The following is a 10,537-nucleotide window of genomic DNA, read 5'->3' on the forward strand; positions in this document are numbered from 1 at the left end:
TATCACCGCCATTGTGGTCCTGTAAACAGCTGAAACTGTGTAGCCTGCCGACGACACGCCGTGTTCGCCACCCCGCCGGACCCGCCCCCGCGGTCGTCGGGCGGGCTCGGGCGGACGGCGGCCGGGCTCTTTGCCGGGCCGCCGCAGGCCGCAGCGCCTCCGTCCCTCACCGCTTTGCGCCGTGCCCGGCAGGGACCTCCTCCGACGGAGCGCCGCCCCGGCGCGGCAGCGCACTCGGCGCGATCGCCCTGCCGCTCCGCGGGACGGCCGCCCCGTCGCCGGTCGGCTCCTCCGAGCCCTGCTCCGAGCCCTGCTCCGAGGGCGGCTCCTGCCCGGCGAACGCAGGGACGCGGCGCAAGGGCTCCGAGAGCCTGCCGGCGAGGCGCCGCACTCCCCGGGTGCCCGCGCGGGCGCACCGCCGGGCCAATCCGCCCGCAGGTCGGCCGATCCGCCACCCCGCCGGTGTCCAGTACAGGTCGATCCCCAACTCCGTGTACTCGTCGCCCTCGCCGACGCCGACGTGCAGCGCACCCCTCGCGGAGGGGACCGGCAGCGTTGCGCTGAGGATCGCTGTCGGCAGCGACCCGTGCCCGGCCGGGCACGGCTGCGCCGTGACCCGCGCCGGGGCGCTGATCGGCTCTCGGCCCTCGCGGGCGAGGGTGAGGGTCAGCTCTCCGGGTATCGCGGCCTGCACCGCCAGCGGAATGTCCAGGCGCAGCCCCGCCGCGGTGCGGGCGACGCCGACCGGTCGGCCTGTGCGCAGTGCGCGCCGCAGCGGGCGCCGGCTTCCCGTCGTGGAGAAGACGAGCACCCCGTCGGAGTTCCAATAGGGGTTGGCGAAGCGCGCGCGGTCCCGGGGGCCCACGAACGCGGGCACGCGGGTGCGCTCGGCCCCGGAAGCGCGCTCCGGGCCGAGCGTGTGGCCGCTGCTGACGCCGCCGAGGACCACGCGGGTGTCGAACCTCCAGGTGCCGGCCAGGGGGCGCCCGTGGTCGGCGGTCTCGGCGTCGATGCGCAGCGAGCCGGACAGCCGCAGACGGAAGCGGCCGGGGGCCTCGGCGGGCTCCTCGCACACCTTGTAGTCGAGCGGCAGTCTGACCACGGCCGGGTCGTCGGGGCGCGAGGCGTAGGCGCGCCAGGCCGCGGCCGGCGGTGCGTCGCCGATCTCAGCCGCCCGCTTGATCTCGGGCACCGCCGCGAGATCGGCGGGCAGGTCCCAGTAGACCGAGCCCCCTTCGCGCACGAACTCCAGCGGAGCGCCGGACGACACCCGCTCCAGGCCCGTCTCGACGTCCACGGCGAGCTCGGAGCCGCGCCAGCGGAAGCCGGTGATGCGGGTGCGGTGCGCCACGTCCTCCTCGAACTCGGCGACCCGGCGCAGCGCGTCGGGGCCGCCGCCGGTCAGCGCGGCCAGGCGCAGTCGGGCGAACGGGTTCAACCGGGCCGCGGCCGACGCGGTCACGCGCCTGCGGACGAGGTCGCCCGCGAGCCGGTGCATCAGGGCGACGCGGTCGTCGTCCTGGCGCAGGAAGGAGCGGCCCTGGAACAGCCCCAGCAGCTTCGAGCGCAGCCAGTGCGCGATGAGGCGGTCGCGGAACGGGCCGGGCTCGACCTGCTCGTCGATGATGTCGAAGATCCGCTCGATGCTGCCCAGGAACTCTCCCGGCTCCTTGCGGGCGTAGGAGATGTTGTTGGACTTGCCGTCGCGGACCCAGAAGTAGCAGGTGTGGTCGTGCAGCACCGACACCCGCTCGGTCGCCAGGTAGGCGCGCAGCATGAACATGTGGTCCTCCAGGCGCACCCTGCCTTCCGGGAAGGCGAGCCCGTTGTCGAGGAGGAACTCGCGCCGGAACAGCTTGTGCACGGTCAGGGTGCTCAGCAGCTGCGCCCGGCTGCGCAGCGAGCCGCCCGACATGGGCCGCTGGAAGATCTCCCGCGGTGCGTTGCGGCCCACGCCCGCCATGCGGCCGACGACGATGTCGGCGCGGTCCCGTTCGGCCCTGCGGTACAGGCGTTGGAGCGCCTCGGGGCCGAGCCGGTCGTCGTCGTCCATGAAGAGCACGTAGCGGCCCCGGGCCTTGCGGACGCCGACGTTGCGCGGCCGTCCCGGCCAGCCGGAGCCGTCGATGCGCACCACCTCCACATTGGGGTCGCCGGCGGTCTCGGCGTCCAGCAGCTCCGCCGTGCCGTCGGTCGAGCCGTCGTCGACGTAGAGCACCTCGAAGCGCTCGCGGCGCAGCGACTGCCGACGCAGCGACTCCAACCCCCGCAGCAGCCCCCGCGATCCGTTGTGCGTCGGCACGACCACCGATACGGCGATGTCCATCGTTCTCCCCCCGGGCACGTATGCGGCCTCGGCGCACCGGCTAGCCGGCTGACGGCCGCGCGCCACATGCGTACCGCCGCCGAGCGGTTGCCGCAGGCCGACACTCCGAATCCGCCGCGACCTGGTGGCCGGGTTCCGGCGGGCCGGGGGAGGGCCCCGCGCCGGGGGAGAGGGCAGCGGCGGCCTCCGGCCGCCTCAGGGGCGGCGGACCCAGGAGCCGTTGTGCATGACCCCGGCCACAGACAGGTCGTCGTCCAGAAGCTGCAGATCGGCCTTGCCGCCCGCCGTCAGCGACCCGACGCCCGGCAGGCCCAGCGCCCGTGCGGGAACCGCCGAGGCCGCGTGCGCGGCCGCCTCCAGCGGCACGTCCATGGTGTGCACGGCCCGCCGGACCGCGTCGGGCAGCACGATCGTGCTGCTGGCGATCTGCCCGGTCTCGGCGATGCGGGCTCGGCCGTCCTCGACGCGGACCCGCAGGTTGCCGAGGCTGTACTCGCCGTCGCCCAGCCCTGCCGCCGCCATCGCGTCGGTGACCAGCGCGACCCGGTCGCTGCCGGCGTTGTCGAACACCAGCCGCGCGGCGCCGGGGTGCACGTGCACGCCGTCGTTGACCAACTCCACGGTGATGCGCTCGTCGTTCAGCGCTGCGGCGATCGGGCCGGGCTCGCGGTGGTGCAGCGGGCGCATCTGGTTGTAGATGTGCGTGGCCACGGTCGCGCCGGCGTCGAACGCGGCGCGCGCCTCGTCGTAGGTGGCCTCGGTGTGGCCCACGGCCGCGACCACGCCCTCGGAGACGGCGGCGCGGATCAGCTCGAGCGCGCCCGGAAGCTCGGGGGCCACGGTGATCATCCGCATGTGGCCGCGCCCGGCCTTCAGTATCGCGGCGAATTCGGCGAGGTCGGGTTCGCGCAGCAGGGCGGGGTCGTGCGCGCCGCACTTGCTCGCCGCGATGTAGGGGCCCTCCAGGTACACGCCGGCGATGCCGCCGCTGTCGGCCACCTCGGCCAGCGCCGCGATCTGGTCCAGGGTGTCGGCCGGCGCGGCGGTCACCAGGCCGCCGACGATCGTCGTGACGCCTTGGGTGCGGTTGAACTCCGCAATGCGCATGGCCCGTTCAGGGTCGGCGTCGGTGAACGCGGCGCCCGCCCCGCCGTGGATGTGGATGTCGACGGCGCCCGGCAGCACCCACCGGCCGCCCGCGTCCACGGTCACGGTGCCGCCTTCCGGCGCCTCCCCCGTGCCCAGAGCCGTGATGCGCTGCTCCTCCGCCCGGAGCCAGCCCGCCCGGACCCCGTGCGGGGTGAGCAGCCGTGCGTTCGTCAGCGTCGTCCCGGTCGGCCCTTGGCCCATGTCCCGCATCCTCCTGTGCCCGATACCACGTGGATCATCCTCTGCCGGCCGGAGGTCCGGGCGCGCGTCCCGGCACCGCGGATGACGGGCGCAGGGGCGGGCGCCGTGCCGTTTCCGGCGCGGCGAAGGGGCGGGCGGTCGCACCCGCCCACGCATTGACGATAGCCGGGACCCCGATCATCATGGGGAACATGTCCGCCGGTGAGCTGCTCGTCCAGCGCCTGCACGTCGACCTGCGCCAGCAGGCCAGCGCACTCTGTCGCAGATAGCGCCATCGGGGAGCGGCGCCTCCCCGACCGCCCGGCACCCGCGGCGGCCCCGCCCGCACCGTCGCCCAAGTGCGCTCGGACCGCTGACATCGAGGCCACGGCTTTGACAGCCCGGTGCCCCCCGTCGCATTCGTTTCCCCCGCGGCCCCGCCCGCCCCTCGACGCGTTCCGGCCGCGGCCGTCCAGAGCGCCGGCTCCGCCACCCCTCGGCGCCGCCGCCAGTGAACGGCCAGACCAGCCGCACTCACCAGGAGCTACGAACATGACGCGATTCACCGTTCTCGTCGCCGACCCCGAGCCGCGTTCGGCCATCCGGGCCGCCGCCGCGCACGCCGCCCAGGCGCTGGCCCGCGCCGTCGGTCCGCTCGCACCGGGCGGCGAGGACCGCACCGACGTCGTCGACCTGGCGCAACTCGGCCCCGCCCTGCTGGCGGCCCGGCCAGGCCGCGACATCGTCGAGGCCGTGGAGACCGTACGCCGCAGCGACGTTCTGCTGGTCGCCTCACCACAGGCGCACGGCAGCTACACCGGCCTGCTCAAGGTCTTCCTGGACCGTCTGCCGGAGCTGGGGCTGGGCCACGGAGTGGCCGCGCCGATGGCGGTCGTCGAGGACCTGCGCAACGGGCGCACTATCGAGGATGACCTGCGGGTGCTTCTGGCCGACCTGGGCGCCTGGGTCGCTGAGCCGGGCCTGCTGATGAGCCGGCGCGAGCTCGCCGAGCCGACGGAGGTCGCGGGGGCCTGGGCCGAGGTCGCGGCCCCGGCGCTCGCGGACGCGCTGTCGGTGCGGGCCTGAGCCGCGCTCCGGTGCGGGCGGCGGGTCAGCGTCCGGGAGCGGGCTGCCCGGGCTGCGGGGCGCCCTCGCGGGCGGCGCGTACGCGGGCGGTGTCGGCCTCGGCGCGGGCGACGTTGCCGCGGATCAGCACTACGACGACCAGGGTCAGCGCGAAGCCCGCGACGCGCAGCGCGAGCTGCAGCGGGTCGTCGGGAAGTTCCTCGGCGAAGACCGCGGTGCCCGCGACCACCATGAACACGTTGCCGGTCACGTTGGCCACCGGCGCGGTGACTGCGGCGCGGGAGCGCTGCATCGAGGTCTGGAACAGCACGATGCCCACGGCCCACCCGACGCCGTAGAGGTAGGGGTAGGGGGAGGCGAGAACGGCCGGCACCGCCGCCGCCGGGCCGTGGTCGGCGAGCAGGCCGCCGACCGCCTTGCCCTGCAGCCCGGCGGCGCCCTGAGCCAAACCGGCGGCCGCGCCCATGGCCGCCGCCGACACGTAGCGTCCGGCGCGCCCGGCCGCGGCCATCGCCAGGACGCAGCCCAGGACCGTCGCCGCGCTGACGCCGAGGAGCAGCGGCAGGTTCGGCACGGTACCGGTGCGCCCGCCCGGCGCCAGCGAAAGGCTGAGCAGCAGCAGCGCGACCGGCATCAGTGCCAAGGCCAGCCGCTCGCCGCGGGTGATCGGCTCGCCCAGGACGAGCGCCATGATCAGCAGCATGGTGGAGATCCCGCCGGCGAAGGCGGGCTGCACCACCGAGACCGGCGCCAGGCCGAGCGAGACGATCAGGCCGACGCTGCCCGCGGCCGCCAGCGCGCAGCCGGACACCCAGCGGGGGTTGCCCAGCAGCACGCGTGCGAGGTGCAGCGGCCGGTGCACGCTGATACCGGGGGAGCGGTGCAGGGCCCGCTGCTCGACCGTCAGGCCGAGAGAGTAGACCGCGGCGGAGACCAGCGCGGCGATCAGACCTGTCACGGGCGCCGCCTTTCCGGACGGTGGCCGCGGCCTGCCCGGACAGGGGACGGTGCGCGGCGCGGGGCTGGGGCGGACGGGAGGGAGGAAGCGCGTTCGGGCTCGGGCGACAGTACCGGACTCCGGCCCGGCTCGGGCGGGTCCGGCCGGGAACGGGCCGCGCGGATTGCAGACGGTCGGCCGCGGCCGGGCGGACGTGCCGCCCGATCCTAGTCGACTGCGGATATATAACAAGTTCTGTCGTCGTGGTCGGCGGCGCGGCAGCGGGTGGCCGGGCCGGCGGCGCACGCACGGCGCACGGTGCCGCAATCGCGCATCGACCGAGGCAGCCGCGGTCGAGGCGGGTGGGAGCGCCGTGCCCGGGTCCGGGGTCGGCACCAGGCGGCGCCGGTTTCTGCGAGTGGTACGTGTTCTACTGGAATGTGCGGTCGCGTACCCGTTCGCCCGCCCGGCGCGCCGACGGCTCTTCCACAGGGCCGCGCCCCGGGGTGCGGACAGGGCGCCGGGTGGAGTTCAATCGTCGGCGGGGGCGCACCGTGCGGCCCCGCCCTGCCGGCGGCTTCCGGCAGCGGCGCCGTCGCCGAATACCGCAGCCGAGCAGCCACGGAGGACCGCGCAAGTGCCACCCCACACCGCGACCGTGCGGCCGTCCGGGCCGGTACGGGCGACGACCCCCCCGATCCGCGACGCGCGGAGGTGACCCGAGCGTGGCCAGCGAGCACGATCCCCCCGCCCGCGTCCGCAGGGCGCTGGACCGCCTCATCCCCTTCATCCGCCGCCTTCGCCCCGGCGGCGCCGCCCGGCAGGGCGGCGAGCACAGCGGCGTGCCGGGCCGGCACGTACCCGGCGACGGGGGCGGCGACACCGGCGCACGCGGCGACGACCGCGCCGGCGAGGCTCTCACCGGCCGGAGCAGGCGACTGGTGCAGGTGCTGCGCAAGGGCTCCGAGGACTCGCGGCCGCGCCTGCGCCCGACCCCGCTGGGGCTGTTCGGCATCACCGTCGCCGCCATGTTCGTCACCCTGCTGCTGATCCAGAGCCTCATGGGCACCTTCCGCACCGACGACGCCGACGGCGCAGACGGATCCGGGGGTGCCCAGGCGACCGCCGCGCCGCCCCCCTCCGGCACGGCCCGGATCCTGGTCGTCGGCGACTCGATCGTCCAGGGCAGCAGCGGCGACTACACGTGGAGGTACCGCCTCTGGCGGCACCTCAGCCACCGGTCCGACCTCGACGTCGACTTCGTCGGGCCCGAGACCTCCATGCTCGACCTCGCCACAGGCACCGGGGGCGCGGACAGCTACGCCGAACCCGGGTTCGACACCGACCACGCGGGCCGGTGGGGCGCCACGGCGGCCGGCCTCGCCCGCGACGTCGGCGAGCAGGTGGCCGAGTACGACCCCCATTACCTGCTGTTCATGGCCGGCGTCAACGACTTCGTGCACGGGGGCTCGGCCGAGGACGCGCTGGGGGCCGTTCGCGACGCCGTCACCGCCGCCCGGGTCGCCAAGGGCGGGGTCCGGGTGGTGCTGGGCGAGGTCACCCCGGTCTGGGGCAGCGGCTCCGACGAGTCGATGAACAACCGGATCGCCGAGTTCAACGCGTCGCTTCCCAGCCTCGCCCGCGACATCAGCGGCGACCGCTCGCCGGTGGTCGTCGCCCGGACCGCGGCGGACTTTGCGCCCGCACAGGACACCTGGGACGGAACCCACCCCGACGCGCGCGGCGAGCTGAAGATCGCGGCGGCGTTCGCCGACGCGCTCGCCGAGGACCTCGGCCTGGGCCGGCCCTACCCGCGCCCGCTGCCCGACGTGCGGACCGGCCCGCGCCGGGCGCCCGAGGTCGAGGCCGAGGACACCGACGACGGCGTGCGGCTCGCCTGGGACCCGGTCCCGGGCGCCACCCGCTACCAGGTCCTGCAGCAGCGCCTGCGCCCCGAGCGCGATGAGCAGGTGGCACTGCCCGTGGAGGTGTCGGCGCCGGGGGAGGGGCGGGCGGCGGTCGCGGTCGACCGGCTGCTGGCCGGAGCCACCTACGAGTTCGTCGTCCGTCCGTTCAAGGGCGACGACGGCGGTGCCCGCTCCGATCCGGTGCGGGTCAGCCACGCCGACGATCCGCCGCCCGCGCCCGACCGGGTCCGCATCCGGTCCGACGGAAGCAGGCTCACCTGGGACGGGGTCTCCTCGGCGACCCACTACGAGGTGTGGCGGCGGCCGCTGAGGTGCGCGCTGCCCGAGCCGCCGTCGGAGTCGCCCTCCGCGGGCTCCGGGCAGGGGACGCCCTCACCGTCCGCTCCGGCGCAGGAGCCCGGCGGCGAGGACTCCGCCGAGTGCGAACCGCGGGACGGCAAGGGGCCGGAGGACGGCGAGGGCTGGTCGAGCGCCGCGGTGGTCGACGAGGGGACCCGGTGGCAGATCGACGGCGGCGCCGCCGGCTGGGAGTTCGCCGTGCGCGCGCACCGCGACTTCGTGCGCGGCGGCTACTCCGGGACCGTGAGCGGAGGTTCGGGGTGAGCGGGCCCAACGCCGGCTTCCGCCGGCCGCTGCGCGCACGGGCGCGGAGACGGGCACCGTGGCCGCGCGGCTGAGCGCGGCCCGGCTCGGCCGCCTGCTGCCCTGGGCGGCGGGTGCGGGCGCGGGCGTGCTGGCGCTGGGACCCGCGCTGGGGCCCGGCTTCGTGCTGAGCTACGACATGGTGGCCGTTCCCGACCCGCCCCTGTCGGCGGTGACCCTGGGCGGCGGTGGCGGCTTCCCGCGCGCGGTACCCAGCGACGCCGTGTCCGGGGCGCTGGCTCTGCTGCTTCCGGGCGACGCCGTCCAGGCGCTGCTGCTGATGGCCGTGTTCACGGTCGCCGGGGCCGGAGCGGGACGGCTCGTCCCCGCCGGATGGGCGGGGCAGGGCGGCGAGGCCGCGGCGCGTGTCGCGGCGGCGGTCTTCTACGTGTGGAACCCCTTCGTGGCCGAGCGCCTGCTACTGGGGCAGTGGGCGATGCTGCTGGGCTATGCGGGCCTGCCGTGGGTGGCGGCCGCCGCAGGACGCCTGGCGGGAGCGGCGCGCCCCGCCGGGCCGGGCGACGTCGCGCGGCTGGTGCCGGCGCTGCTGCCGGCGGCGGTAGGCGGGTTCTCCGCGATGGTGCTGTCGGCGCTGGTCGGACTTCCCGCGGCGGTGCTCGGCGGCTTCGCCGGGAACGGCGCCCGGGCCGCTCGCGCGCAAGCGCCGACCGGGTGCCCGCCGTCCGCTGCGGCGGCCCCCGCAGGACCCACCGGACCCGCAGGATCGACCGGACCCACCGGACACGGCGGACCCACCGGACACGGCCGAGGCCGCGGGAGTGGCGTCGGCCGTGCGCTGCGGGCAGGCGGCGCCGTGGCCGCGGCGATCGTGCTGCTGTCGCTGCCGTGGCTCGTGCCGGCGCTGGGCAGCGGCGCGCGGACGGACCCCGGAGCGGTCGCGCTGTTCGCCGCACGCGCCGACACCCCGTTCGGCGCAGCCGGCTCGCTGCTGTCGCTCGGCGGGGTCTGGAACGCCCACGCGGTGCCGGAGTGGTTCGGTGCGCCGTGGCCGGCCGCGTGCCGGCTGACGCTGTCGCTCGCCGCCGTCGCGGGCTGGGTGTGGCTGGTCCTCCGCGGCGGCGCGCCGGGCTTCGGCGCGGGCCTGTCGGCGGCCGCCGCGGCCGGGCTGGCCCTCGCGCTGGCGGGCACGACCGCCCCCGGCCGCGACGCCCTGGCGTGGCTGATCGGCCAGTGGGCGGGGTTCGGCCCGCTGCGCGACGGCCAGTTGTACGTGGCCCCGCTCGCGCTGCTCCAGGCGGCGGGTGTCGGCGGAGCGGTGCTGTGGGCCTGCCGCGCGTCGGCCGGTCCGCCCGGGCGGGAGCGCGCCGGCGCGCTGCTGGGAGCCGTGCTGGCGCTGGCCCCGGTCGCGCTGCTGCCCGGCCTGCTGTGGGGCGCGGCAGGGCGGCTCGAACCGGTCGACTACCCTCGGGAATGGCACCGCGTGCAGCGGCTGGTCGACGGCGACCCGCGCCCCGGCCGGGTGCTGGTGCTGCCCTGGAGCGCCTACCGCGGCCTTGACTGGCGCGGCGACGGACGTAGTGTCGTCGTACTCGACCCCGCGACCAAGCTGTTCGACCGCCGCACCGTCTGGAACGACGACCTGCGGGTCGGCGGCGCCGGCGGAGTCCGCCTCGCCGAGGGGGAGGACCCCCTCGCCCGGCGGGTCGCCCGGCTGCACGACGCGCGTCCGGGAACCCGCGCTTACACCGAGTCCCTCGGTGAGCTCGGCATCCGCTACATCCTCGTCGAGCTGCCCGCTGCGCGGCGGCTCGACGGAGCAGCCGCGGCCCCAGGCCTCGGCCCTCTCGGGGGCGATAACAGGTTCTCACCCGGCCCCGGTGGGCCGGTCGCCGTGCACAGCGGTGGCGGACTGCTGCTGCTCGAAGTGCCGGATAGGCATGTGGATCCGGCAGACGACGCGCTAACAGGCTTGGAAGCCTCGACATGGTTCGTTACAGTTGGGGCACTTGTCTGGTCCTTAGGTGTATCAGGTTCTAGTCTCGTTTCCAGGCGTACCGAACCGCTCGAAGGCGCGGTATCGCGGAAGGAGAACCCCACGTGATCAAAATCGTCGCCGCCTGTGTCATCGGCGCGGCCCTGGCCGGTGGACTGGCCTTCATCGGCACCACAGTCGCCACCGAGACCTCGTCGTCGGCGGAGCCGGTGAACCAGTCGCTGTACAACTACGGCGACCGCTGACGCGGCGCGCCTCAACCCCCGGCCGAGCCCCCGCCCGGGCCGATCGACCGGACCGCCCGCCCCCGGCGGCCCCGGCCCCGGGGCGGCGGG

Annotated in this window: 7 protein-coding genes; 4 read left to right on the forward strand and 3 right to left on the reverse strand. The window is 76.0% G+C overall.

Going from position 1 to position 10,537, the window contains the following annotated elements; translation table 11 throughout:
* Window positions 1-166 precede the first annotated feature (166 nt).
* Both RM446_RS05865 and nagA read right to left on the reverse strand, forming a co-directional pair.
* Window positions 167-2,326 carry a glycosyltransferase family 2 protein gene (locus RM446_RS05865; RefSeq protein WP_311544083.1) on the reverse strand — a complete coding sequence of 720 codons (2,160 nt, stop codon included), beginning with the start codon at window positions 2,324-2,326 and terminating at the stop codon, window positions 167-169.
* A gap of 195 nt (window positions 2,327-2,521) precedes the next feature.
* Window positions 2,522-3,676: an N-acetylglucosamine-6-phosphate deacetylase gene (gene nagA / locus RM446_RS05870; protein WP_311544084.1), complete on the reverse strand. Its 1,155-nt coding sequence runs from the start codon at window positions 3,674-3,676 to the stop codon at window positions 2,522-2,524.
* Window positions 3,677-4,207: 531 nt separating this feature from the next.
* On the opposite strand from nagA, the gene RM446_RS05875 reads away from it, so the two are divergent.
* Complete coding sequence (locus RM446_RS05875) at window positions 4,208-4,741, forward strand: NADPH-dependent FMN reductase (RefSeq protein WP_311544085.1); 534 nt, start codon at window positions 4,208-4,210, stop codon at window positions 4,739-4,741.
* 25 nt (window positions 4,742-4,766) lie between these two features.
* Here the strand turns inward: RM446_RS05875 and RM446_RS05880 are convergent, their stop codons facing one another.
* Window positions 4,767-5,699, reverse strand: a complete 933-nt coding sequence (locus tag RM446_RS05880; protein WP_311544086.1) for a hypothetical protein — start codon at window positions 5,697-5,699, stop codon at window positions 4,767-4,769.
* Between the two features lie 704 nt (window positions 5,700-6,403).
* On the opposite strand from RM446_RS05880, the gene RM446_RS05885 reads away from it, so the two are divergent.
* Genes RM446_RS05885 through RM446_RS05895 form a run of 3 tightly spaced genes read left to right on the forward strand, consistent with a single transcriptional unit; the run spans window position 6,404 to window position 10,447 of the window.
* Window positions 6,404-8,209, forward strand: a complete 1,806-nt coding sequence (locus RM446_RS05885) for a GDSL-type esterase/lipase family protein (RefSeq protein ID WP_311544087.1) — start codon at window positions 6,404-6,406, stop codon at window positions 8,207-8,209.
* Between the two features lie 58 nt (window positions 8,210-8,267).
* The gene (locus RM446_RS05890) at window positions 8,268-10,310 is read left to right on the forward strand and encodes a hypothetical protein (RefSeq protein ID WP_398694545.1); all 2,043 of its coding nucleotides are present in this window, start codon (window positions 8,268-8,270) and stop codon (window positions 10,308-10,310) included.
* Window positions 10,307-10,447, forward strand: a complete 141-nt coding sequence (locus RM446_RS05895; protein WP_311544088.1) for a hypothetical protein — start codon at window positions 10,307-10,309, stop codon at window positions 10,445-10,447. The genes RM446_RS05890 and RM446_RS05895 overlap by 4 nt, the downstream gene beginning before the upstream one ends.
* The last annotated feature ends 90 nt before the right edge of the window (window positions 10,448-10,537 follow it).

It is taken from the genome of Streptomonospora wellingtoniae (assembly GCF_031845375.1).
GTDB lineage: Bacteria > Actinomycetota > Actinomycetes > Streptosporangiales > Streptosporangiaceae > Streptomonospora > Streptomonospora wellingtoniae.